The organism is Poseidonocella sedimentorum, from assembly GCF_900116005.1.
GTDB lineage: Bacteria > Pseudomonadota > Alphaproteobacteria > Rhodobacterales > Rhodobacteraceae > Poseidonocella > Poseidonocella sedimentorum.
Genome location: NZ_FOYI01000008.1, coordinates 108,817 through 135,039, shown reverse-complemented (window position 1 = coordinate 135,039; position 26,223 = coordinate 108,817). Strand labels below are relative to the sequence as shown.

The following is a 26,223-nucleotide window of genomic DNA, read 5'->3' as shown; positions in this document are numbered from 1 at the left end:
CCGGGTCATGGCGGATCAGTTCGAGGCATGGAAGATCCGCCCGAGCGAGCCCGGTGTGAGGCTGCGGCGCGAGGACAGGAACACCAGCACCACGATGGTGATGAGGTAGGGCGACATGGCGAGATACTCGACCGGGATGGCGACGCCCGCGGCCTGAAGGTTGAGCTGGAGCACGGTCAGTCCACCGAAGAGATAGGCGCCGAGCAGCAGGCCGCCGGGCTTCCAGCTTGCAAAGACCACGAGCGCGAGCGCGATCCAGCCGATCCCCGCCGTCATGCCTTCGGTCCATTGGGGGACGCGGACGAGCGAGATATAGGCCCCGCCGAGCCCGGCGCAGGCGCCGCCGAAGAGGATCGCGAGGATCCGGATTCGCACGACCTTGTAGCCGAGCGCGTGGGCGGCGTCGTGGTTCTCGCCCACGGCGCGCAGGACGAGCCCTGCGCGGGTGAACCGCAGGAAGATCCATGTCGCGAGGGTCAGCGCGAGGCCGAAGTAAAGCACGGGATCATGGCCGAACAACACGCGGCCGAAGAAGGGCAGATCCGACAGGCCCGGGATCGACAGCCGGCCCATCGAGGGTGGCTTTAGTCCGACGTAGCCCTGACCGATCAGCGCGGAGAAGCCGAGGCCGAAGAGCGTCAGGGCGAGCCCCGAGGCGACCTGATTGGCGAGGGCGAACTGGGTCAGCAGCGCAAAGAGCAGCGAGAGCGCCGCCCCGCCGAGCGCCGCGGCGATGAGCCCGATATAGGGCGAGCCGGTCTCGACCGAAATCGCGAAACCGCAGATCGCGCCGGTGATCATCATCCCCTCGACCCCGAGGTTCAAAACGCCCGCCCGCTCGACCACCAACTCGCCGATGGCGGCCAGCAGCAGCGGCGTCGCCGCGACCATGAGCGAGGCGACGAGAAGGGCGGGAGAAATGGCGGTCAGGTCCATTACGCGGCCTCCGGCACTGCGCGGCGAATGCGGAAGTTGGTCAGCAGGTCCGCGGCGAGAAGGAAAAAGAGCAGCATGCCCTGGAACACCTGGATCGCGGCGGCGGGCAGCCCGAGGTTGGATTGCGCGATTTCCCCGCCGATGTAGGTCAGCGCCATGAGGAAGCCGGCGAGAAGGATGCCGATCGGGTGGAGGCGCCCGAGGAAGGCCACGATTATCGCGGTGAACCCGTAGCCGACGTTGAAATCGATCGAGACGACGCCCGCGGGCCCCGACGCTTCGAACATGCCCGCGAGCCCTGCGAGCGCGCCGGAGGTGCCGAGGCAGAAGAGGATGAGACGGGGCGGGTTGACGCCCGCGAAGCGCGCGGCGCGGGGGGCCTCGCCGGTGAGGCGGATGTGGAAGCCGAGCATGTGGCGGTTCAAAAGCGCGTAGGCGAAGATCACCGCGATGAAGGCAAAAACGACGCCCCAGTGCATTCCCGTCCCGGCGATGATCTCGGCGTTATGGGCCGAGGCGTATTGCTGGAGGTTGCGCGAGCCGGGGAAGCCGAAGCCTTCGGGGTTCTTTAGCAGGCCGAGCGACATCGAGGCGAGGAACTGTTCGGCCACGTAGACAAGCATGAGCGAGACGAGGATTTCATTGGTCCCGAAGCGGACCTTGAGGATGGCGGGGATCATCGCCCAGAGGAAGCCGCCAAACGCGCCGGCGACGATCATCAGCGGGAAGATGAGCGGGCTCTCGGCGGGGTAGAAGGCGAGCCCGGCGCCTGCGCCGAAAAGCGCGCCCATGATGTATTGCCCCTCCGCGCCGATGTTCCAGATGCCCGCGCGAAACCCGAGGCTGAGGCCGATGGCGATGAGGATGAGCGGCGCGCCTTTGACCAGAAGCTGGGGCCGGTAGTAGAAGGCGAACTCGCCGAAGAGCGGCTCCCAGAAGATCGTGCCGATGGCGATGAAGGGGTTCTTGCCCAGAAACGCAAAGAGCAGCCCGCCCGCGACGATCGTGGCCAGCACCGCGAGAACGGGGCTCGCGAGCGCGAGGCGGCGGTCGGGTTGGGCGCGTTTTTCAAGCCTCAGCATGGGCCACCTCCATGCCATGCGCGCCGCCCATCATCAGTCCGATCTCCTTCACCGTGAGCCCCGCCGCGGGTCGGATCTCCGACAGGCGCCCTTCGTTGAGCGCGCCGAAGCGGTCGGCGATTTCCATGAGCTCGTCGAGGTCCTGGCTGATGCAGAGGATCGCGGCGCCGTTCTTGGCGAGGTCCAGCAGCGCCTGCCGGATCGCGGCGGCGGCGGCGGCATCGACGCCCCATGTGGGCTGATTGACCACCAGGACCTCCGGTGCCTGCAACACCTCGCGGCCGATGACGAATTTCTGCAAATTGCCGCCGGAGAGTGCGCGCGCCGCGCTCAGCGGGCCGGGGGTGCGGACGTCGAACCGGGCGATGATGTCTTCGGCAAAAACACGCGCGCCGCGCCAGTTGATGAGGCCCCGGGGGGCGAGCGTCTTGCGCGCAGCCCCGGTCAGAAGCGCGTTTTCCATCAGGCTCATGTCCGGCGCCGCAGCATGGCCGAGCCGTTCTTCCGGGGCTGTGAGGAGCCCCCGTTTGCGCCGCGCCTCAGGCCCGAGATGGCCGATGGGCGCCCCCGCGAGCCGCACCGCATCGCGCGCCGCGCGGAGTTCGCCGGACAGCGCGCCGAGCAACTCATCCTGTCCGTTGCCCGCGACCCCGCCGATGCCGAGGATTTCCCCCTGCCGCACAGTGAAGCGCAGATCCTTGAGCGATGTGCCGAATTGCGAGGGCGAGCGGAGCGAGAGCCCGTCCACCTCCAGCGCGACATCGCCGGGCGCCTGGCCCGCGCGGGCCGGTGGGGTCAGGGCCGTGCCGACCATCATCTCGGCCATGTCGCGCGCGGTCGTGTCGCGCGGCACGCATGTTCCCACCACCTTGCCAAGGCGCAGGATCGTTGCCTCATCGCAGAGCGCGCGGATCTCTTCGAGCTTGTGCGATATATAGAGGATCGAGGTGCCTTCGGCGCTGAGCTGTCGCAGGGTCTGGAACAGGATGTCGACCTCCTGCGGGGTGAGGACCGAGGTCGGCTCGTCCATGATCAGGAGCTTGGGATCCTGCAGCAGACAGCGCACGATCTCGACCCGCTGGCGCTCGCCCGCCGACAGATCGCCCACCGTGCGGTCCGGGTCGAGGGGCAGGCCGTATTCATGGGAAATCTCGCGGATGCGCCGGGCGAGATCGCGCATCTTTGGCGGCGTCTCCATGCCAAGCGCGATGTTTTCGGCCACGTTGAGCGCATCGAAGAGCGAGAAATGCTGGAACACCATCGCCACGCCCGACTCGCGCGCCTCGCGCGGCTGGGACGGGGCGAAGGGCGCGCCGCTCAGGGTCATCGCCCCGCTGTCGGGCCGCACCAGCCCGTAGATCATCTTGACCAGCGTGGACTTGCCCGCACCGTTTTCACCCAACAGCGCGTGGACCTCGCCGGGGGCGATGGCGAAGGAGATATCGTCATTGGCGACGACACCGGGATAGGCCTTGGTCAGGCCCCGGATGTCGATGAGTGGTGTTGCCAAACCTGTCCGTCCCCGTTTGCGTCCCCGTTTTCCCGGTGGCCCAGTAAAACCGCCGCCGTCCCCACGGCAATGGCCTGCGGATGTTTGCCGAGCGATTTATGCCCAATCGGGCAGCGAATGCACGAGATTTGAGCGTCACTATGCCCAAGGTTGCGCAAACGCTTGCGAAACCGCGCCCATTTCGTCTCGGATCCGATGAGCCCGGCCCCGGCAAATCCGTGTTGGAGGAGCGCGTGGCAGAGTGCGAGATCCAGCTCGTGGGCGTAGGTGAGAATCAGGTGTTCGGCATCGGTGGGTGCGCGGGGCACCAGCCGGACGGGATCGGCCGCGGGCAGGCAGGTGACGCCGTCGGGAATGGCTTCGGGGAAGCGCGCGCGGTCGGTGTCGACCCATGTGATGGCGAAATCGTCGAACGGGGCGAAGACGTTGGCCATCGCCCGGCCGACATGGCCCGCGCCCCAGATCCAGAGGGCCCGCGCCGGGCGGTGGACCGGTTCGATGAACCAGCCCTGAAGAAGCTGCGCGGTGGGGGGCTCGCCCTGCGCGCGGTGGCGGTCGAGCAGGCGCCGAACCGTCAGGGGCATGTCCGTGGGCGACCCGGCAGGGCGGGCGACAATCTCGTCGATCCCGTCGAGATCCGCTTCGGTCCAGCGCTCGGTGAGCAGGCTAACCGCGCCGCCGCAGCATTGCCCGAGGTCCGGCCCGAGCGCGTGGCGGCTGAGGCCAAGCGCGCCGGAGCGGGCCGCGATCGCCGCTTCCCATTCCAGAGTTCCGCCGCCGATCGTCCCCGATTGGCCGCCCTCCCAAACAAGCATCGACGCGCCCACCTCACGCGGGGATGAGCCCGCCACATCGACGATCACGACGCGGGAGACGGGCCCGTGGGCGGCGATGGCCCGGCGCAGGGCGTCGAGGTCGAAACTCACGTCCGGACCCGCATCACGGCCTCGAGCACCCGTTCGGCCGTGGCCGGCGCATCGAGCGCGGGGTAGGCCTCGCCGCAGGCGCTGACCGCATCCGAGAGCGCCATGAGCGCCGAGATGCCGAGCATGAAGGGCGGCTCGCCCACGGCCTTGGAGCGATAAATCGTGTCCTCCCGGTTGCGCCCGTCCCAGAGCGCGACGTTGAAAACCTCGGGCCGGTCCGAACAGGCGGGGATCTTGTAGGTCGAGGGCGCGTGGGTCCGCAGCCGCCCGGCCTCATCCCAGACGAGCTCCTCGGTGGTGAGCCAGCCGGCGCCCTGAACGTAGCCGCCCTCGATCTGGCCGATGTCGAGCGCGGGGTTCAGCGAGGCGCCGCAATCATGCAGAATGTCGGTCCGCAGGATGCGGTTTTCGCCGGTGAGCGTGTCGATCACCACCTCGGTCACGGCCGCGCCATAGGCGAAGTAGAAAAACGGCCGGCCCGCGCCTTCGATACGGTTCCACTGAAGCTTCGGCGTGCGGTAGTAGCCCGTGGCCGACAGGCTCACACGCGACTCGTAGGCAAGCTGCGCCACCTCTTCGAAGCTGTAGCTCGCGCCGCCCACATGCACCTCATCCTCGTCGAACCGCACCGCGCTCGCGTCGGTCTGGTGTTTGGCCGCGAGGACCTGTGCCATCCGGTCCCGGATCGTGTCGCAGGCGGCCTTGACTGCCATCCCGTTGAGGTCCGAGCCCGAGGATGCGGCGGTGGCCGAGGTGTTCGGGACCTTGCCCGTGTCCGTCGCGGTGATCTTGACGCGTTCCGGCGAGACACCGAAGCGATCCGCCGCCACCTGGGCCACCTTCTGGAAGAGGCCCTGACCCATTTCAGTGCCGCCGTGGTTCATGTGGATCGAGCCGTCCTGATAGACATGCACGAGAGCGCCGGCCTGATTGAGGTGGGTCAGCGTGAAGGAAATGCCGAACTTGACCGGGGTGAGCGCGATGCCGCGTTTGAGAATCGGGTTCTCGGCGTTCCAGGCGCGCACGGCGGCGCGGCGGGCGCTGTAGTCGGCGCTCTCGGTCAGGGCCGCGACCATCTCGTGGAGCTCGAAATCCTCCACCGGCATCCCGTAGGGCGTTGTCTGTGTGCCGCTCGGCGCCGCAGGGGCGGGGCTCTGGTCGAGCTCAGGTGGCGCGCCACGCGAGGTGAGGTCGATCGCGTCGCTCACCGGGCTTGCGCTCGGGGCAGGGGGCTCCGCTGCCGGTCTGGCGGCGCGGGCGTCCGATCCGTTGCCCGGCCGATAGAAGTTGCGCCGCCGCACCTCCAGCGGGTCGAGCCCGAGCTCATGGGCGATGTGATCCATCACCCGCTCGATCCCGACCATCCCCTGCGGGCCGCCGAAGCCGCGAAAGGCGGTGGCGCTTTGGGTGTTGGTCTTGAGCCGGTGGCTCTCGATCCGGGCGTTGGGCAAAAGGTAGGCGTTGTCGGCATGGAGCATCGCCCGGTCGGCCACCGGCAGCGAGAGGTCCTGCGCCCAGCCGCAGCGCACGTAGTGCACGAACTCGACGCCGCCGAGTCGCCCGTCATCATCGAACCCGGCGCGGTATTCGATCCGGAAATCGTGGCGCTTGCCGGTGATCATCATGTCGTCGTCGCGGTCATAGCGCATCTTGGCGGGCCGCCCGGTCAGCTCGGCGGCCAGCGCGCAGGCGATGGCGAGCGCGTTGCCTTGGCTCTCCTTGCCGCCAAAGCCCCCGCCCATGCGCCGTGTCTCGACGCGCACGGCGTGCATCGGCACCCCGAGCGCATGGGCGACCTTGTGCTGGATCTCGGTCGGGTGCTGGGTCGAGGAATGGACGAGCATGTCGCCGCCCTCCTGCGGCAGGGCGAGCGCGGCCTGACCTTCGAGGTAGAAATGCTCCTGCCCGCCGATTTCCATCCGGCCCTCGACCACATGCGGCGCGCTGTCGACGGCCTCTCCTGCGTCGCCCTTCTCCCAGATGATCGGGCCGTTTTCGAAACGGGAGTCCTTGTCGAGAGCGTCGTCGATGGTGAGGATCGCATCGCGCGCCTGATAGTCGATCTTGGCCAGCCGCGCGGCCTTGCGCGCGGCGAGGTGGCTCGTCGCGATCACGAGGAACACCGGCTGGCCGAGGTATTGCACCGTGTGCCCCGCCAGGAGCGGCTCGTCATGGGCGCTCGGCGAGCAATCGGCGGGGCGCTTGAGGTCATCGGCTTCCAGCACGGCCACCACACCGGGCGCGGCGCGCACCGGGGCAAGGTCGATGGCGGTGATCCGGCCGGCGGCGATTTCGGCGAGCCCGAAGGCCAGGTGCAGGCAATCGGCCGGCACGGGCAGGTCATCGACATAGCGCGCCGTCCCCGCCACATGCAGGGCGGCGGCGTCATGGGGGAGGGGTTTGGCGACGCTCATGGGCGTACCTCCCGGACAGAGACCGGCGCGCCGGAGAGGTCATGGACATAGCGGCGGAGCAGGTTGCGCGCCGTCTCGAGGCGGTACGCCGCGCTTGCCCGCATGTCGCTCATCGGGGTGAAATCCTTGTCAAAGGCGTCAAGCGCCGGGGCGATCCCGTCCTCGGTCAGCGGCTGGCCGATCAACGCGGCCTCGACGGCGGCGGCGCGTTTGGGGATGCCGGCCATGCCGCCAAAGGCGATCCGCGAGCTGGCGATCCTGCCGCCGTCCAGCGTCAGGTTGAAACAGCCGCAGACCGCCGAGATGTCCTGATCGAAGCGCTTGGAGATCTTGTAGCAGCGCAGCGCGTCCTGCCCCAGAGGGATCGAGACGGCCTCGACGAATTCGCCCGGCGCGCGATCCTGTTTTCCGTAGTCGAGGAAAAACGCCTCAATCGGCAGGGTCCGGCGCGCATCGCCGCGCCGCAGGTGCAGCTCGGCGCCGAGGGCGATGAGGGCGGGCGGGCTGTCGCCAATGGGCGAGCCGTTGGCGATGTTGCCGCCGAGGGTGGCCGCGTTGCGGACCTGAACCGAGCCGAACCGGCGGATCATCTCGGCAAAGCTGGGATAGTCCTCGGCCATGAGCGCCTGCACACGGTCCATCGTGACCCCGGCGCCGATGCGCAAAACATCCCTTTCGCGCTCGATCTGCTGCAAATCGCGGCAGCGGTGCAAAAAGGCGACCGGGCCCAAATCGCGCAGCCCCTTCGTCACCCAGAGCCCCACGTCCGTCGCGCCGCCGACAAGTACCCCGTCGGGGTTGGCAAGATACCACTCCGCCAGCGCGCCCGCAGTTTCGGGCAGAGCGGCCTGGGGCCCCACTTCCGGCAACTCGGCGTTGAGCCAGACGGGCACGGGCATATCGGCCACGGCCTCCGCCGCGCGAATGATCGGCGCATAGCCGGTGCAGCGGCAAAGGTTGCCGGACAAGGCATCGTCATGGGCGCGGTTGCCGGACGCATGGGCCGCGGCCATCGAGACCACGAAGCCCGGCGTGCAGAAGCCGCATTGGGAGCCATGCTCGCGGATCATCGCGGTCTGGACCGGGTGCGCCTCGCCGCCGGGCCCCGAGAGCCCCTCGACCGTGCGCACCGCCTTGCCGTGGAGCTGCGGCATGAAGAGGATGCAGGCGTTGACCGCCCGCGCGCCCTGCTCGTCGGTGACCATGACCGAGCAGGCCCCGCAATCGCCCTCGTTGCAGCCCTCTTTCGTCCCCTTCAGACCACGCTCTTCCCGGAGCCAGTCAAGCAGCGTCCGGGTGCTGGAAATATCCTTGAGGTCCACGGTCTCTCCGTTGAGAAGAAACGTGATGTCCATCGTGAAAACCCGCCGCCTTACCGATCGCTTCCGCGAACTCCCTTCGATGCGGCGTAGAAGGGCGCGGATCCATCGCCTTGCAGTCTGCTCGCCCAAGGTGCGAATTTGCAAGCCCTTTTAAGCAAGGCGCCGCAACGGCCAAGGACGCCGTTTTCTGATTGATCAGAAAACGTGCCGGAAAATGATCGATCATTTTCCGGGTGCGCGGGCCCGGCCGGAGGGCTACATTGACCGGATGAGCGCGCCACGATTCATCCACCTCCGCACCCACACCGAATACTCCCTTCTCGAAGGGGCCCTGCGGCTCAAGAAGCTGCCGGGGCTCTGTTCGGGGATGGGGATGCCCGCCGTCGCGGTCACCGACACCAACAACATGTTTGCGGCGCTCGAATTCTCCGTCTCGGCCAGTGCGGCGGGGGTGCAGCCGATCATGGGCTGTCAGGTCGATCTGCGCTATCGCAAGCCCGCCCCCGGTGAGCGGGCCCAGCCGCCTGCGCCTGTCGTTCTTCTGGCCCAGACCGAGCGCGGCTATGGCCATTTGATGAAGCTCAACAGCTGCCTCTACCTGCGCGGTGACGGGGAGCTTCCGCATGTCACCCTCGCCGAACTGCGCGCCCACAGCGAGGACGTGATCTGCCTCACCGGCGGGTCTGAGGGTCCCGTCGGCAAGCTTCTGCAGACCGACCAGCGCCCCGCCGCCGAGGGGCTGGTGGGGCAGTTGCAGGACATCTTCGGTGACCGGCTCTACATGGAACTCCAGCGCCACCCGGGCGAGGCCGGTCTTCCCGAAACCGAAAAGCTCACCGAGCGCGGCTTCGTCGAGATGGCCTACGCGATGGACATTCCCCTCGTCGCGACCAACGACGTCTACTTCCCCAAGCCCGACATGTACGAGGCGCACGACGCGCTGATCTGCATCGCCGACGGCGCCTATGTCGACCAACAGGATCCCCGCCGCCGCCTGACCGCGCAGCATTCGTTCAAAACGCCCGAGGAGATGCTCGCCCTCTTCGCCGATCTGCCGGAGGCCACCGCCAACACCATCGAGATCGCCAAGCGCTGCGCTTTCATGGCCTATCGCCGCGATCCGATCCTGCCGAAATTCGCCGATGACGAGGTGGAGGAATTGCGCCGTCAGGCCGTCGAGGGCCTGAAGGAACGTCTGGCCGTCATCCCCCATGCCGCCCCCGTCGAGGACTATGAAAAACGCCTCGAGTTCGAGCTCGGCATCATCGAGGGGATGGGCTTCCCCGGCTACTTTCTCATCGTGGCCGACTTCATCAAATGGGCCAAGGAACATGACATTCCGGTCGGTCCCGGCCGGGGCTCCGGGGCGGGCTCGCTCGTGGCCTATGCGCTCACCATCACCGACCTCGATCCCCTGCGCTACTCGCTCCTCTTCGAGCGGTTCCTCAACCCCGAGCGGGTCTCGATGCCCGACTTCGACATCGACTTCTGCATGGATCGCCGTGAGGAGGTGATCCGCTACGTGCAGGAGAAATACGGCCGCGACAAGGTCGGCCAGATCATCACCTTCGGTGCGCTGCTCTCCAAGGCCGCGGTGCGCGATGTGGGGCGCGTGCTGCAGATGCCCTACGGCCAGGTGGACCGGCTGAGCAAGATGATTCCGGTCGAAGGGGTCAAGCCCGTCTCCATCGAAAAGGCGCTCCGCGACGAGCCGCGCCTGCAGGAGGAGATTCGCGAAACCGAGCAGGACCGGCGCGACGGGCGCGTGAACCCGGCCCGGCGGCTCTTCGATTTCGCCCAGCAGCTTGAGGGCCTTCTGCGCAACGCTTCGACCCACGCCGCCGGGGTGGTGATCGGCGACCGGCCGCTCGATGAGCTTGTGCCGCTCTATCAGGATCCGCGCTCGGACATGCCCGCGACCCAGTTCAACATGAAATGGGTGGAACAGGCCGGGCTCGTGAAGTTCGACTTCCTCGGCCTCAAGACGCTCACCGTCATCCAGAATGCCATCGAGCAGATCCATGCCTCGGGCCGCCCGCTGCACGTGGCCGCCGACGGCACCCAGCTTTATGAGCCCGCCGAGGGGGCGGAGAACCAGATCAACGCGATCCCGCTCGATGACGCGAAATCGTATGAGCTTTATGCCCGCGCCAAGACCGTCGCGGTGTTCCAGGTGGAAAGCTCGGGCATGATGGACGCGCTCAAGCGCATGAAGCCCACCTGCATCGAAGACATCGTGGCCCTCGTGGCGCTTTACCGGCCCGGCCCGATGGAGAACATCCCGAAATACTGCGAAGTCAAGAACGGCCAATCGGAGCGCGACCGGCTGCACCCCTCGATCGACCATATCCTCGACGAGACCCAAGGCATCATCGTCTATCAGGAACAGGTGATGCAGATCGCGCAGGAGATGGCGGGTTACACCCTCGGCGGCGCGGATCTCTTGCGCCGCGCGATGGGCAAGAAGATCCAGGAGGCGATGGACGCCGAGCGGCCGAAATTCATTGCCGGCGCCAAGGAAAACGGGGTCGATGACGAGAAGGCGCTCGAAGTCTGGCACCTGCTCGACAAGTTCGCCAACTACGGGTTCAACAAGTCCCACGCCGCCGCCTATGCGGTGGTGAGCTACCAGACGGCCTGGCTCAAGGCGAACCATCCGGTGGAGTTCATGGCCGGGGTCATGAACTGCGATATCCACCTCACGGACAAGCTCGCGATCTACTTCGAAGAAGTGAAGAAGGGCCTCTCGCTGCCCTGGGTGCCGCCGTGCGTGAACCGCTCGGATGCGACGTTCAAGGTCGTGGACGGCGCGCTGGTCTACGGGCTCGGAGCGCTCAAGAACGTGGGCGTCGAGGCGATGCGGCTGATCGAGGAAGGGCGCGCGAACAAGCCCTTCGTCACGGTCTTCGACTTTGCCCGCCGGGTGGATCTCAAACGCATCGGCAAGCGCCCGCTGGAGATGCTCGCGCGCGCCGGCGCCTTCGACGCGCTCGATCGCAACCGCCGCCGGATCTTTGACAGCATCGAAGCCCTGACCGCCTATTCCGCCGCGATTCACGACCAGAAAACCTCCAATCAAGTGTCGCTCTTCGGCGAGGCGGGGGATGATCTGCCCGAGCCGCGTCTTGCGCCGGTGACCGACTGGCTGCCCGCCGAGCGGCTGGGCGAGGAGTTCAAGGCCGTGGGCTTCTACCTCTCCGGCCACCCGCTGGATGATTACATGACCGCGCTGCGGCGCAAGCAGGTCATGACCCTCGACGAGATCCACGAAAAGGCCCAGCGGGGCCCGCATGTGGCCAAGATCGCGGGCGTCGTCGCCGGGCGGCAGGAGCGCAAATCGGCGCGGGGCAATCGCTTTGCCTTCTGCCAGCTTTCGGACACCACCGGCGGGTACGAGGTCACGCTGTTTTCAGACACGCTGGAAACCGCGCGGGATCATCTGGAGACCGGGGCCAAGGTCGTCGTGACGGTCGAAGCGACGCTTGAGAGCGAGCAGCTGAAACTGCTGGGCCGCGCCGTGGCCCCGATCGACAGCGTGACGGCGGGCGCGGGCGGCACCGGGCTTCGGATTCATTTCGAGAGCCCCGAAGCGGTCGCCCTGACCCAGACGCTGCTGCAGGATGCGGCCAAGGCCACGCGCGCGGCGGGGCGCGGGCCGATCAAGTTCACGCTCTATGATCCCGAAGATATCGGCGAGGTCGATGTCGCCCTGCCCGGCAGCTATCCGGTCAACCCCCAGATCAAGGGCGCGATCAAGAGCCTGCCTGGGGTGCTGGAGGTCGAGGAGTTCTAGGCGCGTCTCTCGCGCGCCCTTCCCAAAACGAAAAAACGCCCCCGTCGAGGCGGGGGCGTTTTTCGATTCTCGACTTTGCGAAGAGCTTAGTCTTCGTTCTGCTCCGTCGCGGGAACGTCGTCCGCATCCGCGGCGTCGTCGGCATCGTCGGCGGCCTTGAGGCCCGACGGCGCGGAGATGTTGGCGATCACGAAGTCACGGTCGATCGTCGGCTTGGCGCCTTCCGGCAGCGAGACCGACGAGATCGTCACGGTGTCGCCGATGTTCAGCCCGGCAAGGTCGACCACGATCTTCTCGGGGATGTCCCCGGCGGTCACCATCAGTTCCACCTCGGGGCGCACGGCGGTCAGAACGCCGCCCTTCTTGATGCCCGGGGCCTCTTCTTCGTTGATGAAATCAACGGGGATGAAAAGGTTGATCTTGGTGGTGCGGCGCAGGCGCATCAGGTCGAGGTGCGTCGGCAGGTCCTTGACCACGTCGCGCTGCACGTCGCGGCAGATCACGCGCACGTCCTCGTGCCCGTCCACCTTCAGGTTGAAGAGTGTGGACTTGAAGCGCCCGGCCTTCAGGCGCTTGAGCAGCACGTTGAAGGGGATGTTGATCGGAAGCGGATCGGTGTCACCACCAAAAACGATACCCGGAACCATGCCATCGCGGCGTGCCTGACGAGCGGCGCCCTTGCCTGTCCCCGTACGTTCCTGGGCGTGAAGATCAGGAATTTCTCCAGCCATGTTCTTTCTCCATATAGCTTTGCAGGGATCCTCCAAGGCTGTATCCCCGCGTGAAGCGGCTCCTCTAGCCCAGTCTGCGGTGTTTGGAAAGGGCAGAAAGTTTCAAAGCGTCATGGCATCGCCCGGCGCGGCGGTGTTAGCTGGGGGCGATTTATCGAAGAGGCTCTCATGATCGCGCTCGCACCGACCGACTTTACCGCTGAAATCACCTGGCTGGGCTTTGTTCCGCATCGCGAGCGGGCCGAGATCGAAACCCGGCCACTGACCGAGATGGCGCTTGGGTTCGGCGGCTTTGCCGAGGATTGCCACAGCGGCGAGACGCGCCCCTCCTGTTCGCGGGTCGTCGCGCAGCACCCGAAGGGCACCGAGATCGCCAATGTGCGCCAGCTCTCGGTCGTCTCCGAAGAGGAGATGGCGCAGATCGCCGCCGAAATCGGGGTGGAGCGGCTGAAACCGGAATGGCTCGGGGCGTCGGTCGTCGTCTCCGGGATCCCTGATTTCAGCAATCTGACGCCTTCGGCCCGGTTGCAGGGGCCGGACGGCGCGACGCTCGTGATCGACATGCAGAACCTGCCCTGCCAGTTTCCGGCCAAGACGATGAAACCCGAAGCCCCCGAGGCGGCAAAACGCTTCAAGGCGGCGGCGGAGGGGGTGCGCGGGGTGACGGCCTGGGTCGAGCGGCCGGGGTGTCTGCGGCTCGGAGACGCGCTGCGCCTGCACCTCCCGACACAGCGCGAATGGCGCCCGGGGCTCTGACCCTGCGGCAAGATGGGGGCTTGAAATCCGCCGCGCGATGAGAACGATGCGCGCCACACGCGTTGCGGGGGCAGGGCCGCGCGCCAGATTGAAAAGGGCCACAGGAATGGCAGCGAAAATCATCGACGGAAAAGCCTTCGCGGCGAAAATCCGGGGCGAGGTCGCCACCCACGTTGCGCGTTTGAAGGAAGAACACGGGCTCACGCCGGGGCTCGCCGTCGTGCTCGTTGGCGAAGATCCGGCGAGTCAGGTCTACGTCCGCTCCAAGGGCAAACAGACCGTTGAGGTCGGGATGAACTCGGTCGAACACAAGCTCGAGCCGGACACGTCCGAAGCCGATCTGCTGAGCCTCATCGAGAGGCTCAACGCCGACCCGGCCATCCACGGCATCCTCGTCCAGCTGCCGCTGCCGGACCATCTGGACAGTGATCTGGTGATCAACGCGATCGACCCGGCCAAGGATGTGGACGGGTTCCATATCTCCAATGTCGGCTTGCTGGGCACGGGCCAGAAAAGCATGGTGCCCTGCACCCCGCTCGGCTGCCTGATGATGCTGCGTGAAGAACACGGCTCGCTCTCGGGGCTCGATGCGGTCGTTGTGGGCCGGTCCAACATTGTCGGCAAGCCGATGGCGCAGCTCCTGCTCGGCGACAGTTGCACGGTCACGATCGCCCATAGCCGCACGAAGGACTTGCCCGAGGTGGTGCGCCGCGCCGATATCGTCGTGGCGGCCGTGGGCCGACCGGAAATGGTCCCGGGCGATTGGATCAAGCCGGGCGCGACGGTCATCGACGTAGGCATCAACCGGATCGAAGGCGAGGGCGGCAAAACCCGCCTCGTCGGAGATTGCCACTATGAAAGCTGCGCCGCCGTCGCCGGCGCGATCACGCCGGTGCCCGGCGGCGTCGGCCCGATGACCATCGCCTGCCTTCTGGCGAATACCGTGACGGCCTGCTGCCGGGCCAACGGGCTCTCCGAGCCGGACGGTTTGACCGCTTGACCAAGGGCGCCGTTTTCCGATTGATCGGAAAACGTGCCGGAAAAAGATCGATCTTTTTCCGGCTCCCGTGGTCAGCGCGGCGCGCAGTGGCTGAGGGGGAGCGCGACTTGGGGCGCGCCTGTCAGCAGGGCTTTGGCCGTTGGGCTCATCAGGCCCCTGAGTGCCGCGCTGCCCGCGGCGAGGCCGCCTGTGTAGGTGCCGAAGGCGGGCATGATCACGCGCTGGACATCTATGAGAAACGCGGGTCTTGCGCCCAATCCCCTCCGCGTCGCTGCGCGCGCTTTGGGGTGGTAGTGCCCGGAGATCTCGCCTTGCGCCTCCGCTTCGGCGATGTGGCGGAAGGTGAGCGGGCCGAGGGTGATCTGCGCAAGGTGCGTCCCTCCGATGTCGATCGGGCCTGCGTCGTGATTGCCCTCGATCCAGATCCACCGGCGACCGGCCTGCAGCTGCGTGAGCCGCAATCTCGGGCTTTCTTCGAGGTTATGCCCGGCGTCCAGATCGTCGAAGCTGTCGCCCAGGCAGACGACCGTTTGCGGTGCGGTGCTGGCGATCTCCGCCTCGAGCCGGTCCAGCGTGTCCGACACTTCGTATGGCGGCAGCAGCGCCCCACCGCGCCGGCCCATCCGCTCGGATTTGCCGAAGTGCAGGTCGGAGATCACAAGCAGCCGTTCGTCCGGCCACAAGAGCGTGCCGGCCGGTCGGGCGATCAGACCGGCGCTGTTGAGTGAAAATCGGTATCCCGTCATGGCGGGCCTCATCCCCCAGCGGGCGCCGAAGTGCAAGATCAGCTCAGCCCCGCGGCCTCCATCAGCGCCGCGGCCTCTTCCTCCATCAAGCGTTCGCGCCCTCGGCCATGGACCGGGACGCGCCCGTGTTCGAGGAGCAGCGGCGCGGCCAGTGGCGAGACGCGGTCCAGCGCGAGGTGGTCGATGCGCCCGCCCGACCGCGCCAGCATCTCTTCGATCCGGTCGAAATCCACCAGCCCGCGCCGGGCTTCCTGCCGCGTGATGCGCATGAGCAGGTGATCGGGGTCGTATTTGCGCAACGTGTCGTAGAGGATGTCTGAGGAAAACGTCGCCTGCCGCCCGCTCTTGCGCGCCTGCGGCAGGTTGCGTTGGATCAGCCCCGCGATCGTGGCCGAGGCGCGGAAGGTGCGTTTCATCAGCGCGTTCCCGGCAAGCCAGGTCTCCAGCCCCTCGCGCAGGAACGTCGGGTCGAGCAGGGCCGCCGGATCGGGGACGGGCTCCAGCCCCCAGATCGCGGTCGCGTAATCCGAAGCGACGAATCCCAGCGGATCCAGCCCGAGCTCCTCCATGCGCTTGGTGAGGATGAGGCCGAGGGTCTGCTGCGCGTTGCGTCCCGCGAAGCCGTAGAGGCACAGATGCGCCCGCCCGTCATGGGGAAAGGTCTCGATCAGGATCCGCCCGTGCTCGGGCAGCTTCGAGACCTCGCGCTGGAGCGCCAGCCACTGCGCCGTGTGGCGGGGCAGGGCGGGCCATTCGGGCTGCCGGAACATGGCGAGGATACGGTGGGCGAGCTGGGTGGAGGTGGCGAATTTCGTGCCCGAAAACACTGCGATCTTGGGGGCGCGCGTGGCCTCGCGCGAGACCTCGACCACCAGCTCGCGCAGCCCCTCGTAGCGCACCACCTCGCCGCCGATCAGGAAGGTGTCGCCCGCCGTCAGCGAGGCGGCGAAGCCTTCCTCGACCTCGCCCAGCGACTTGCCGCCGCGCCCGCGCAGGCGGACCTTGAGCGTATCGCTGTCCTGAATCGTGCCGATGTTCATACGGATATCGCGGGTGGCGCGCGGGTCGCGCAACTGCCAGAGCCCGTCGCGCCGAACGAGCCGTTGCCAGCGGTCATAGGCCTTGAGCGCGTAGCCGCCAGTGGCCACGAAATCGAGACAGTCATCGAACTCGGCGCGGGAGAGGCCGGCATAGACGCCGGAGCGGCAGACCTCGCCGAAGAGCGCCTCCGCGTCGAACGGGCCGGCGCAGGCGCGGATGAGGATATGCTGGCAGAGCACGTCGAGCGGGCCGGGGCCGGGGGGCGCGCCGTCGAGATCGCGCGCGCGCACTGCCTCCAGCGCCGCCTCGCATTCGACCACCTCGAACCGGTTGGCCGGCACCAGCCGCGCCTTGGAGGGCGCGTTGAACCGGTGGTTGGCCCGCCCGATCCGCTGCACCAGCCGCTTGACGTTTTTCGGCGCGCCAACCTGAATCACCAGATCCACATCGCCCCAGTCGATCCCCAGATCGAGCGTGCCGGTGCAGACGATCGCGCGGAGCTGGCCGGCCAGCATCGCCGCCTCGACTTTTTCCCGCTGGGCCCGGTCGAGCGAGCCATGATGGATCGCGATGGGCAGGGCGTCGGCATTGGCGAGCCAGAGTTCGTGGAAGAAAATCTCCGCCTGCGCGCGGGTGTTGTGGAAGATGAGTGTGGTGCGATGGCGCGCCACCTCCTCGAGCACCTGCGGGATCGCGTAGCGCCCGCCGCCACCGGCCCAGGGCGGCGCCGAAGGCAGGTCCAGCATCGCGATATCCGGCGCGGGGCCGGGATCGGCATGGAGGATGCGGCAGGGCTCGGGGTGGCGGGCGAACCGCCGCGCGAGGCGCTCGGGGTCCTCGACCGTGGCCGAAAGCCCGACCCGGCGCAGGCCCGGCGCCAGCGTGTCGAGCCGGGTGAGGGCGAGCGAGAGCTGATCGCCGCGTTTGCTCTCATCCAGCGCGTGGATCTCATCGACGATGACCCGGCGCAGCCCGGCGAAGAGCCGCGGCGCATCCTCATAAGAGGTCATCAGCGCGAGGCTTTCCGGCGTCGTCAGCAGGATATGCGGCGGCGCGGCGCGCTGGCGGCGCTTGCGCGAGGATGGGGTGTCGCCGGTGCGCTCCTCGATCTCGATCGGCAGGCCCATCTCCTCCACCGGGCGGCGCAAGTTGCGCCGGATATCGGTGGCCAGCGCCTTGAGCGGCGAGACATAGAGAGTGTGCAGCCCGGGGCGGGGATCCGCCGCCAGCTCGGCCAGCGTGGGCAGGAAGCCGGCAAGCGTCTTGCCCGTCCCGGTCGGCGCGATGAGCATGAGGGCGGGCTCACCGGCGGCCTCCAGCATTGCGCGCTGGTGCGCATGAAGCGCCCAGCCCTGCGCGGCGATCCAGCCGGCCAGCGGCTCGGGCAGGTCCTTCACCGTTCACACACCCCGCACCGGGATCAGCGGATTTGGGTGCCGTTGACCGTCACACTGCCGTCGCGGGTCAGGGTGATGCGGCTTTCATGGCGGTTGGGGCCGACCTTAGTGGCGAAGCCGGGCAGCATCATCTGGACCATGCCGACGGTTTCGGGCGGCAGGAGTCCGGCATCGCGCAGGCTGAAAATGAGCGGCAGGAGCCCCTCCGCGCTGGCAATAAGATCACCCTCTGCCTCCTCGACGTCGAAAAACTCCAGCCCTCCGCTGAGGCTGACCGCCGCGCCGAGGGCGCTGAGGCTGATTTGGCTGAGATCGACGCGCCCCCCCTGGCCAAACGTAAACTCGCCATCCGGGCCCCGCGCGCCCGGGACGCTCGCGCTAAGCTCCAGCTCCAGGTTTGCCGGATCGCGGGGCAGTAGGCGGTTGGGGTCGAACATCGCCCAGACGTGCTCACCGAGCGTGATGCCTTCAAGCGTCATGCCAAACGCGGCGACAAGCAGCTGGTTTTCCTCTGGCAGATGGCCGGGCAGTTCGAGCCGATAGCCCATCCGCTCCATCGACAGGGATAGGGGCGGACCCGGCAGCGGGCCCTCAACGGTGAGCGCGGCATCTTCCCCGTCGCTAAGGAGGCGCATCCGTTCCGGGGTCCGGGTGAAATCCACAGTCGCGGGGCCGGTGTCGAAATCGATCGTACTGCGCCCCTCCGCGTTTGCGAATTCGCCGGAGACAACCATCGGGCCTTGGCGGGACTGAAACGTACTGGGCAGGTAGGGAAACGGGTTCTGGTTGAAGGCCTCGAAGTCGAACTCGCGGGGCGAGGACAGCGAAAGCGATGTTACGGTCTCGCTGAGGCGGGTCGTGACATCGAACTCCTGGTCCTCGCCGCGGGAGAATTTGAAGGCCGACCGATAGCTCTCTCCTCGGATGTCCATGTCGAGACTGGCGTCTTCGCTCAACGCTGAGGTTATTGCGCCCTGCAATCCGCGAAGGTTCGTATTGGTGGTGAGCTGGGCCCGCGCGGGACTGTCGAGACTCACCTCCACCACCGAGCGGGACGCAATCGAGTCCGAGAGGATAGAGATCTCTGCATTGGCAGGCGTGCCGTCGAACCGGGCTTCGAAGCCGCTGAACTCGTAGGTTCTTTGCGATGGAGTTTCGGTGAAGGTCATTGTATGGAGCGGTTCCGGGATCGTGAGGATCACCGCGCCGTCCGATGTTGGCTCGAGATGAAACGTGCCGATGATCTCGATCAGAGGATCGCTCTGGTCGAGCCAGTGCAGAGCCACGTCGGACATAACCAGCGCCGCCCCGTCGCGCCGCTCTTCCGCGACCAGATGCAACCCGCGGGCCCCAAGTTGGTCGGTCACATGCATCCACGCATCGCCCGGTGACAGTTCGGCGAAAGCGGCGGGCGCGGTCAGGCAGGTGATGCAGGCGGCAAGGAGAATGGGTCTGGTCATGGAAAGCTCGGTCCTCATATGTTGAGCCATGACCTTGGTCCCGCGGGGAAGGGGGGTCAAGGGGACAGCAGGATACGCGCAAGGAGACGCATGGATGGACCAGTCAGGCGGGATCGATTTGATGGGAAAGGTGGTGCTGATCACGGGGGCAAGCCGCGGCATCGGGGCCGCAGCGGCGCGGGCCTTCTCGGAGGCGGGCGCGGCGGTCGGGCTTGCGGCGCGCAGCGCGGCGGATCTGGAGGCGGTGGCGCGGGACTTGCCCGGGCCCTCGGTCTCGCTGCGCTGCGACGTCAGCGACAGGGCGGATGTGGATCGCGCGGTGGCGCAGACGGTCGAGGCCTTCGGGCGGATCGACGTTCTGGTCAACAACGCGGGCGCGATGGAGCCGATCGCCCATATCGAGGATGCGGATCCCGAGAGCTGGGGCAAGATCATCGACATCAACCTCAAGGGCGTCTTCTACGGGATGCGCGCGGTCTGGGACCACATGGTCGCGCAAGGGGCGGGCACGATCCTGACGGTGTCATCTGGCGCGGCGCATGGGCCGGTGGAGGCCTGGAGCCACTACTGCGCGTCCAAGGCCGGCGCGGCGATGATGACGCGCTGCGCACATCTGGAAGGCGCGGAGCAGGGGATCCGGGCGATGGGCCTCTCGCCCGGGACCGTTGCGACGCAGATGCAAATGGACATCAAGGCCAGCGGGATCAACCCGGTGAGTCAACTCGACTGGGCGGACCACATTCCGCCCGACTGGCCGGCCCGCGCGCTCGTCTGGATGTGCGGCGATCAGGCCGACGGGTTTTGCGGCGAGGAGATATCGCTCCGTGATGAGAACATCCGTCGCCGCATCGGCCTGCTTTGATCGGCGCGGGGAGCGGAAAATGATCGATCATTTTCCGGCCCGTTTTCTGATCGATCAGAAAACGGCGCGATGACCCGCCCGTGCGCCCGGCGGGGCTGGCGGAAATGACACAATCGCCGCGCGGGCGGCGCGTGAAGCTGGACGGTGTGCCCTTGTCTGCCTATGCTGCGCCTAATCAAGCGGGGCAAAACGATCCCGGGCATCGAGGCAGCTGAGCATGTATCCTGAACGGTTTTCGGACCTTCCGGCCTACGCATTCCCGCGTCTGCGCGCGCTCCTCGACGGCTGCGCGCCCGGCGGGGATCCGATTGCCATGAGCATCGGCGAGCCGCGTCACCCGTTCCCCGCATTCGTTCCCGAGATCCTCGCCGCGCATGCCCATGAGTTCGGCAAGTACCCACCCAACGACGGCGCGCCCGAGTTGCTTGGCGCGATATCGGACTGGATCGGTCGCCGCTTTGGGGTCCCGGTCGATCCGGACCGTCAGATCATGGCGCTCAACGGCACGCGCGAGGGGCTCTACAATGCCGCGATGGCGCTCTGCCCCGAGACCAAGGGCGCGCAGGCGCCTCTCGTGCTGATCCCCAACCCGTTCTATCAAGCCTATATCGTCGCGACCCTGTCGGTGGCCGCCGAGCCCTGCCTCGTGGCCGCCACGGCCGAGACCGGCTATCTGCCCGACTATGCCGCCCTGCCGCCCGAGACGCTCGATCGCGCGGCGCTTACCTATATCTGCTCGCCGTCAAATCCGCAGGGGGCCGTGGCCTCCCGCGCCTATCTGCGCGCGCTTCTGGCGTTGGCGGAGAAACACGATTTCAAGATCATCGCCGATGAATGCTATTGCGAGATCTACCGCGATGCGCCCCCGCCCGGCGCGCTGGAGGTGGCGGCCGAGATGGGCGCCGATCCCGAACGCGTCGTGGTCTTTCATTCGCTCTCCAAGCGCTCCAACCTGCCCGGCCTGCGCAGCGGGTTCGTCGCCAGCGGTCCGCAGAACATTGCCCGGATCAAGCAATTGCGCGCCTATGGTGGGGCACCGCTGCCGCTTCCGCTGCAACGGGTGTCCGAGGCGGTCTGGCGCGACGAGGCGCATGTGGCGGAAAACCGCGCGCGCTACCGTGCGGCCTATGCCATCGCCGATGAGATCTTCGCGGGCTATCCCGGCTACCGCTCTCCGGACGCGGGGTTTTTCCTGTGGCTGCCGGTCGGGGACAGCGAAACCGTGACCCGCAGGATCTGGGCCGAGACCGGGGTGCGCGTGCTGCCCGGGGCCTATCTTGCGCGCGAACAGAACGGTGTGAACCCCGGCGCGGGGTATTTGCGTGTGGCGCTCGTGGCGCCGGAGGCGGAGACGCGGGACGGCCTCACGCGGCTCCGCGACTGTCTTTTGAACGAGAACAAGAGGTAACTGGTCATGGCATCCTATCAGAGCAGACAACGCGATCCCCTGTTCGACAGCAAGATGCAGGCCGCCATCGAACGGCGCGGCAAGGAGCTTCTCGGTATCGTTCTGCTGCTCATCGGGGCCATGGCCGTGGCGATGATCGCCTCCTATTCGCCGGATGATCCAAGCTGGATTTCCGCCACCGACGCGCCGGTCCAGAACTGGATGGGTCGCTTCGGCGCGACCCTCGCGGCGCCTCTCTTCATGATCATCGGCTGGGCGGCCTGGGGGCTGGCGCTGGTGGCGCTGGGCTGGGGCGCGCGGTTCGCGCTGCACGCCGGCGAAGAGCGCGCGATCGGGCGGCTGATCTTCTTTCCCATCGCCATCGCCGTGTCGAGCCTCTATGCCGCGACGATCTCCCCGCCCGCGAGTTGGACACATTCCTTCGGCCTCGGCGGGCTCTTCGGCGATACGGTCCTTGCCGCCCTGCTCAACCTTCTGCCCTTCGGGGCGGCCACCGGCCTGCGCCTGCTGGCGCTGCTGAGCGGTTTTGGCGCGCTCGCGCTCTTGCTGTTCGTGACCGGGTTTACCCGGCCCGAGCTGCGGCGCATCGGGCGGTTCCTCCTTGGGGGCACGGTCTTTGCCTATGCCATCCTGCGCGATCTGACGGTGCGCGGTGCGCGCGGCGCTGGCGGGCGCGCGGCCCAGTGGCACCACGCGCGGCAAGAGCGCAAGGCAACGGCGGATGAGGTCGATATGGGCGATGCGATCCCTGCCGCTGCATCCCCGGCCGCGATCCAGCGCGCCGAGCCGGTTCTGGCCAATGCGCCGCGAATTCATGCCCAGCGTGGGCTTGCCGATGACGAGATGGTCCTCGAGCCGGTCGATCTGTCCGAGGCCGAACCAGAGGCGGCGCCGGGGCTCTTCACCGCGCTGCGTCGCAAGGTCATGCCGGTCCTGCCGCAGCCCGAGCTGGTCGATGGCATGGTCGACGCCGAGGTGGCCGCGCCGGATGAAGACCGGCTTCGCGCCCGGATCAGCGATGCGGTGCAAGCCCGCCTGCGCAAGAGCCCCGACGTCCAGACCCCGCTGACCAAGGGGCGCGGGCGCCGGCCCGAGCCGCTGGTCTATACCGAAACCCCGGGCCTGCCGCCCGAGCCGCCGCTGACCGCCGGCGCCGCCGCTCCTGCCGCGTTTGCCGCCGCCTCCGATCCCTTCGCCGAGGCCGTCGAGGCCGTCGAGGGCGGCTATACGGACGACCATGCCGACGGGTACGACCACGACCCCTACGACAGCGCGGCCTATGACATGGACGAAGACCACGCCGCGACGGCCTATGGCGAGGAGGCTCAGACCCCCGCCGCGCCCGCGCGTGCGCCCCAGATGCAGGTCCCTGTTCCCGAGCCGCGCCGCGTGGTGCAAAACCCGGGGCGCAAACCGGTGCAACCCTCCGCCCGCGCGCAAGCCGAAGCGCAACCGGCGCTCCGTTTCGAAGACGGCGAGGCGGGCTACGAGCACCCGCCGCTTGACCTGCTGATGAGCCCGGCCAAGATCGAACGCCACGTGCTTTCCGACGAGGCGCTGGAGGAAAACGCGCGGATGCTGGAAAACGTGCTCGATGACTATGGCGTCAAGGGCGAGATCGTTTCGGTCCGCCCCGGCCCGGTGGTCACGATGTACGAGCTGGAGCCCGCGCCCGGCCTCAAGGCCTCCCGCGTCATCGGCCTTGCCGACGATATCGCGCGCTCCATGTCGGCCCTCTCGGCGCGGGTCTCGACCGTGCCCGGCCGCTCGGTCATCGGGATCGAACTGCCCAATGAGAAACGCGAAATGGTGGCGCTTCGGGAAATCCTCTCGACCCGCCAGTTCGACGACGCGAACCAGCGCCTCCCCCTCGCGCTCGGCAAGGATATCGGCGGCGCGCCGGTGGTGGCCAACCTCGCCAAGATGCCCCACCTGCTGATCGCGGGGACCACGGGCTCGGGCAAGTCGGTGGCGATCAACACGATGATCCTGTCGCTGCTCTACAAGCTCTCGCCTGAGGAGTGCCGCCTGATCATGATCGATCCCAAGATGCTGGAACTCAGCGTCTATGACGGCATCCCGCACCTGCTCTCCCCGGTTGTGACCGACCCGAAAAAGGCCGTCGTGGCGCTGAAATGGGTCGTGGGCGAGATGGAAGAGCGCTATCGCAAGATGTCCAAGATGGGCGTGCGCAACATCGAGGGCTACAACGGCCGGGTGCGCGACGCGCTCGGCAAGGGCGAGATGTTCTCGCGCACGGTCCAGACCGGCTTTGACGACGAGACCGGCGATCCGGTCTTCGAGACCGAGGAATTCGCGCCCGAGCTGCTGCCCTTCATCGTGGTGATCGTCGACGAGATGGCGGACCTGATGATGGTCGCGGGCAAGGAGATCGAGGCCTGTATCCAGCGGCTGGCGCAGATGGCGCGGGCCTCCGGCATCCACCTCATCATGGCGACGCAGCGCCCCTCCGTCGATGTCATCACCGGCACGATCAAGGCCAATTTCCCCACCCGGATTTCCTTCCAGGTGACGTCGAAAATCGACAGCCGCACCATCCTCGGCGAACAGGGCGCGGAACAGCTTCTGGGGATGGGCGACATGCTCTACATGGCTGGCGGCTCCAAGATCACCCGCGTTCACGGGCCGTTCTGTTCGGACGAAGAGGTCGAGGACATCGTCACTTACCTCAAGGATTACGGGCCGCCGGAATATGTGGGCGGTGTGCTCGACGGGCCGGACGAGGCGGCCGAGAGCGATATCGACCTTGTGCTCGGGCTCGGTGGCAACACCAATGGCGAGGACGCGCTCTATGATCAGGCGGTGGCGATCGTGATCAAGGATCGTAAATGCTCGACCTCTTACATCCAGCGCAAGCTCGGCATCGGCTACAACAAGGCCGCCCGGCTCGTGGAGCAGATGGAGGAGGAAAGCCTCGTCTCGCCCGCCAATCACGTGGGCAAACGCGAGATCCTCGTCCCCGAGCAATAACGGCGCCATCCCGCCGACGCCGCACAACGGGATCAACAGTTGCCTTTTCAGACGGGCCGCGGGCCCTTATCTCAAAGGTCATGAAAAGACTTGCTCAGATGGCGCTCGTCGCCGCGCTTTCGCTTGGATCCGGTGCCGCGAGCGCCGAAAAACTGCCGCTGTCCGATCTCTCGGCGCATCTCAACGCGCTGCAATCGGGCGTCGGGGAATTCACCCAGATCAACCCCGACGGGACGATCGCGACCGGCACGGTCTACATCAAGCGGCCCGGCCGGATTCGCTTCGAATACGATCCGCCCGATGCGGCGCTGGTCATGGCGGGCGGCGGGCAAGTGGCCGTCTTCGACCCGGTCTCCAACGAGCCGCCGGTGCGGTTTCCGCTCCGCGAGACGCCGCTCTCGGTGGTGCTGGGCCGCGATGTCGATCTTGCCCGCGCCAACATGGTCGTCGGCCACAGTAGCGACAGCACCACCACCAGCGTCACCGCGCAGGACCCCGATCACCCGGAATACGGCAATATCCGGCTGGTCTTCTCCGGCCCGCCGGTCGAGCTTCGGCAATGGGTGGTGACGGATGACAGCGGCGCCCAGACGACCGTGATCCTCGGCGAGCTGGATCGCAGCGCACGCGTCAACGACGTGCTCTTCAACATCATGGGCGAGATGCGCAAGCGCGGCTTCCGCTAGGGGCCGCGCGCGCCGGGTCAGAGCGTCAGATCAGGCGGGAACAGCCCCGGAGCTGGCTGCGATACATCGCGGCACGGGCGCCCACGCTGTTGGACACCGCCACCAGCCAGGATTTGTTGCGGTAGCTGCCCCGGTTATAGCCGGTGTGGCCCTCGTGATAGGCGAGGTACTGGTTGCGCGCATCGCCCAGCGGGATGCCGTTGCGCTCGCGGGTGAGCGTCATGTACCAGCCCATGAAATCGGCCGCGTCGCGAATGTTGTTGCGCCGCGCGCCGCGACGGCCGGTCTCCTGGCGGTATTCATCCCAGGTCCCGTCGAGCGCCTGCGAATAGCCATAGGCCGAACTTTGCCGGCCCATCGGAATGATCCCGAGCGCATAGCGGAAGGGCGTGCGCGCGTTGCCGATGAATTTGCTTTCCTGGTAAATCGTCGCCATCTGCACATGCACCGGGACGCCGTATTTCCGCTCGGTCGCCGCGAAGGCGCGGGCATAGGTGGGGCGCTCGCGCAGGATGCTGCAGGCGTTGTCTAGGTTACGGGGCGCCGAGTAGTTGCCGCTGCCGCAGGACGACAGCAAAACAATACACAACAGCGCGCAAAAAACTCTGCTCATGGGCCTCTCGCTCGATATATTGGGCCGTTTTCCGGCTCTCGCCGCCAGACTACCGCAAGATGCTGCTCAATGAAATCACTATTCAGACAGACCGCGCCCCGCGCCCGGCGCAACGGGCCCCAAGGTGGGACACACTGTTTCAACCCCAGTGCAGTTGCAGCGATGGACTCCGGCTGATACCCGTGCCATCTTGCGTCCTTGGATAAGGTGACATGATTAAAAGCCACGCCAAATACCGTCTCGGCCAGGTCGTACGCCACCGGCTTCACCCGTTTCGCGGGGTGATCTTCGACGTCGATCCGGAGTTCAACAATACCGAAGAGTGGTACGATTCGATCCCCGAGAACCGGCGCCCCTCCAAGGAGCAGCCGTTCTATCACCTGCTCGCCGAAAACGAGCAATCCTACTACATCGCCTATGTCTCCGAGCAGAACCTCGTCGACGACCATAGCGGCGGGCCGGTCGGGCACCCCGATATCGAGGATATCTTCGGCCCCTTCGAAGACGGGAGCTATCCGCTCGAACTTCGCCTGAATTGAGCGGCCGGCT

19 protein-coding genes are annotated in these 26,223 nt (G+C 67.0%); 8 read left to right on the top strand and 11 right to left on the bottom strand.

Annotation, left to right across the window (positions count from 1 at the left end):
- Positions 1-15: 15 nt before the first annotated feature.
- From BM353_RS12515 to BM353_RS12490, 6 genes are read right to left on the bottom strand one after another with little or no spacing between them, the layout of a single operon-like run.
- Positions 16-936 (bottom strand): ABC transporter permease, encoded by a 921-nt coding sequence (locus BM353_RS12515; protein ID WP_092081365.1) that lies wholly within the window; start codon positions 934-936, stop codon positions 16-18.
- Positions 936-2,018: an ABC transporter permease gene (locus BM353_RS12510; RefSeq protein WP_092081409.1), complete on the bottom strand. Its 1,083-nt coding sequence runs from the start codon at positions 2,016-2,018 to the stop codon at positions 936-938. Before BM353_RS12510 ends, BM353_RS12515 begins: the two co-directional genes overlap by 1 nt.
- Complete coding sequence (locus tag BM353_RS12505; protein ID WP_092081363.1) at positions 2,005-3,528, bottom strand: ABC transporter ATP-binding protein; 1,524 nt, start codon at positions 3,526-3,528, stop codon at positions 2,005-2,007. Before BM353_RS12505 ends, BM353_RS12510 begins: the two co-directional genes overlap by 14 nt.
- Positions 3,495-4,454, bottom strand: a complete 960-nt coding sequence (gene xdhC / locus BM353_RS12500) for a xanthine dehydrogenase accessory protein XdhC (RefSeq protein WP_092081361.1) — start codon at positions 4,452-4,454, stop codon at positions 3,495-3,497. The genes BM353_RS12505 and xdhC overlap by 34 nt, the downstream gene beginning before the upstream one ends.
- Positions 4,451-6,868 (bottom strand): xanthine dehydrogenase molybdopterin binding subunit, encoded by a 2,418-nt coding sequence (gene xdhB / locus BM353_RS12495; RefSeq protein WP_092081359.1) that lies wholly within the window; start codon positions 6,866-6,868, stop codon positions 4,451-4,453. The genes xdhC and xdhB overlap by 4 nt, the downstream gene beginning before the upstream one ends.
- Entirely contained in the window at positions 6,865-8,223 is a 1,359-nt protein-coding gene (locus BM353_RS12490; protein WP_092081357.1) for a xanthine dehydrogenase small subunit, read from the bottom strand. The genes xdhB and BM353_RS12490 overlap by 4 nt, the downstream gene beginning before the upstream one ends.
- Positions 8,224-8,458: 235 nt before the next feature.
- Between BM353_RS12490 and dnaE the strand changes: the two genes are divergently transcribed.
- The gene (dnaE, locus tag BM353_RS12485) at positions 8,459-11,983 is read left to right on the top strand and encodes a DNA polymerase III subunit alpha (protein ID WP_092081407.1); all 3,525 of its coding nucleotides are present in this window, start codon (positions 8,459-8,461) and stop codon (positions 11,981-11,983) included.
- Between the two features lie 86 nt (positions 11,984-12,069).
- On the opposite strand, the gene BM353_RS12480 is transcribed toward dnaE, so the two are convergent.
- On the bottom strand, positions 12,070-12,714 hold the full coding sequence (locus BM353_RS12480; protein ID WP_092081355.1) for a 50S ribosomal protein L25/general stress protein Ctc: 645 nt from the start codon (positions 12,712-12,714) through the stop codon (positions 12,070-12,072).
- Positions 12,715-12,882: 168 nt separating this feature from the next.
- Here BM353_RS12480 and BM353_RS12475 point away from each other — a divergent pair, with 168 nt between their 5' ends.
- The gene (locus BM353_RS12475) at positions 12,883-13,470 is read left to right on the top strand and encodes an MOSC domain-containing protein (RefSeq protein WP_092081353.1); all 588 of its coding nucleotides are present in this window, start codon (positions 12,883-12,885) and stop codon (positions 13,468-13,470) included.
- Positions 13,471-13,576: 106 nt separating this feature from the next.
- A complete protein-coding gene (gene folD, locus BM353_RS12470) occupies positions 13,577-14,470 on the top strand; it encodes a bifunctional methylenetetrahydrofolate dehydrogenase/methenyltetrahydrofolate cyclohydrolase FolD (RefSeq protein WP_092081351.1) in 894 nt (297 codons plus the stop codon).
- A 71-nt stretch (positions 14,471-14,541) separates the two neighbouring features.
- On the opposite strand, the gene pdeM is transcribed toward folD, so the two are convergent.
- The 3 genes from pdeM to BM353_RS12455 are packed head-to-tail and all read right to left on the bottom strand — an operon-like array spanning position 14,542 to position 19,114.
- Entirely contained in the window at positions 14,542-15,216 is a 675-nt protein-coding gene (gene pdeM / locus BM353_RS12465; RefSeq protein ID WP_092081350.1) for a ligase-associated DNA damage response endonuclease PdeM, read from the bottom strand.
- Positions 15,217-15,254: 38 nt separating this feature from the next.
- Positions 15,255-17,654: a ligase-associated DNA damage response DEXH box helicase gene (locus tag BM353_RS12460; RefSeq protein WP_092081348.1), complete on the bottom strand. Its 2,400-nt coding sequence runs from the start codon at positions 17,652-17,654 to the stop codon at positions 15,255-15,257.
- A 23-nt stretch (positions 17,655-17,677) separates the two neighbouring features.
- Positions 17,678-19,114, bottom strand: coding sequence for a DUF2125 domain-containing protein (locus tag BM353_RS12455; RefSeq protein WP_177220549.1), 1,437 nt, complete (start codon positions 19,112-19,114; stop codon positions 17,678-17,680).
- 94 nt (positions 19,115-19,208) lie between these two features.
- Between BM353_RS12455 and BM353_RS12450 the strand changes: the two genes are divergently transcribed.
- From BM353_RS12450 to BM353_RS12435, 4 genes are all read left to right on the top strand, one after another.
- On the top strand, positions 19,209-19,976 hold the full coding sequence (locus tag BM353_RS12450; RefSeq protein ID WP_245759641.1) for an SDR family oxidoreductase: 768 nt from the start codon (positions 19,209-19,211) through the stop codon (positions 19,974-19,976).
- Between the two features lie 217 nt (positions 19,977-20,193).
- On the top strand, positions 20,194-21,384 hold the full coding sequence (locus tag BM353_RS12445; protein ID WP_092081344.1) for an aminotransferase class I/II-fold pyridoxal phosphate-dependent enzyme: 1,191 nt from the start codon (positions 20,194-20,196) through the stop codon (positions 21,382-21,384).
- A gap of 6 nt (positions 21,385-21,390) precedes the next feature.
- Positions 21,391-24,375: a DNA translocase FtsK gene (locus BM353_RS12440; RefSeq protein WP_092081342.1), complete on the top strand. Its 2,985-nt coding sequence runs from the start codon at positions 21,391-21,393 to the stop codon at positions 24,373-24,375.
- A gap of 80 nt (positions 24,376-24,455) precedes the next feature.
- On the top strand, positions 24,456-25,061 hold the full coding sequence (locus BM353_RS12435) for a LolA family protein (protein WP_092081340.1): 606 nt from the start codon (positions 24,456-24,458) through the stop codon (positions 25,059-25,061).
- Positions 25,062-25,086: 25 nt separating this feature from the next.
- Here the strand turns inward: BM353_RS12435 and BM353_RS12430 are convergent, their stop codons facing one another.
- Complete coding sequence (locus BM353_RS12430; protein WP_092081338.1) at positions 25,087-25,674, bottom strand: transglycosylase SLT domain-containing protein; 588 nt, start codon at positions 25,672-25,674, stop codon at positions 25,087-25,089.
- Positions 25,675-25,886: 212 nt separating this feature from the next.
- On the opposite strand from BM353_RS12430, the gene hspQ reads away from it, so the two are divergent.
- Entirely contained in the window at positions 25,887-26,213 is a 327-nt protein-coding gene (hspQ, locus tag BM353_RS12425) for a heat shock protein HspQ (protein WP_092081337.1), read from the top strand.
- Positions 26,214-26,223 lie beyond the last annotated feature (10 nt).

Excerpts from the sequence above, each read along its gene's own strand:
- BM353_RS12515 (WP_092081365.1), bottom strand. The coding sequence starts at position 936 with ATGGACCTGACCGCCATTTCTCCCGCCCTTCTCGTCGCCTCGCTCATG.
- BM353_RS12510 (WP_092081409.1), bottom strand. The coding sequence starts at position 2,018 with ATGCTGAGGCTTGAAAAACGCGCCCAACCCGACCGCCGCCTCGCGCTC.
- xdhB (WP_092081359.1), bottom strand. The coding sequence starts at position 6,868 with ATGAGCGTCGCCAAACCCCTCCCCCATGACGCCGCCGCCCTGCATGTG.
- BM353_RS12490 (WP_092081357.1), bottom strand. The coding sequence starts at position 8,223 with ATGGACATCACGTTTCTTCTCAACGGAGAGACCGTGGACCTCAAGGAT.
- dnaE (WP_092081407.1), top strand. The coding sequence starts at position 8,459 with ATGAGCGCGCCACGATTCATCCACCTCCGCACCCACACCGAATACTCC.
- BM353_RS12480 (WP_092081355.1), bottom strand. The coding sequence starts at position 12,714 with ATGGCTGGAGAAATTCCTGATCTTCACGCCCAGGAACGTACGGGGACA.
- BM353_RS12475 (WP_092081353.1), top strand. The coding sequence starts at position 12,883 with ATGATCGCGCTCGCACCGACCGACTTTACCGCTGAAATCACCTGGCTG.
- folD (WP_092081351.1), top strand. The coding sequence starts at position 13,577 with ATGGCAGCGAAAATCATCGACGGAAAAGCCTTCGCGGCGAAAATCCGG.
- pdeM (WP_092081350.1), bottom strand. The coding sequence starts at position 15,216 with ATGACGGGATACCGATTTTCACTCAACAGCGCCGGTCTGATCGCCCGA.
- BM353_RS12455 (WP_177220549.1), bottom strand. The coding sequence starts at position 19,114 with ATGACCAGACCCATTCTCCTTGCCGCCTGCATCACCTGCCTGACCGCG.
- BM353_RS12450 (WP_245759641.1), top strand. The coding sequence starts at position 19,209 with ATGGACCAGTCAGGCGGGATCGATTTGATGGGAAAGGTGGTGCTGATC.
- BM353_RS12445 (WP_092081344.1), top strand. The coding sequence starts at position 20,194 with ATGTATCCTGAACGGTTTTCGGACCTTCCGGCCTACGCATTCCCGCGT.
- BM353_RS12440 (WP_092081342.1), top strand. The coding sequence starts at position 21,391 with ATGGCATCCTATCAGAGCAGACAACGCGATCCCCTGTTCGACAGCAAG.
- BM353_RS12435 (WP_092081340.1), top strand. The coding sequence starts at position 24,456 with ATGAAAAGACTTGCTCAGATGGCGCTCGTCGCCGCGCTTTCGCTTGGA.
- BM353_RS12430 (WP_092081338.1), bottom strand. The coding sequence starts at position 25,674 with ATGAGCAGAGTTTTTTGCGCGCTGTTGTGTATTGTTTTGCTGTCGTCC.
- hspQ (WP_092081337.1), top strand. The coding sequence starts at position 25,887 with ATGATTAAAAGCCACGCCAAATACCGTCTCGGCCAGGTCGTACGCCAC.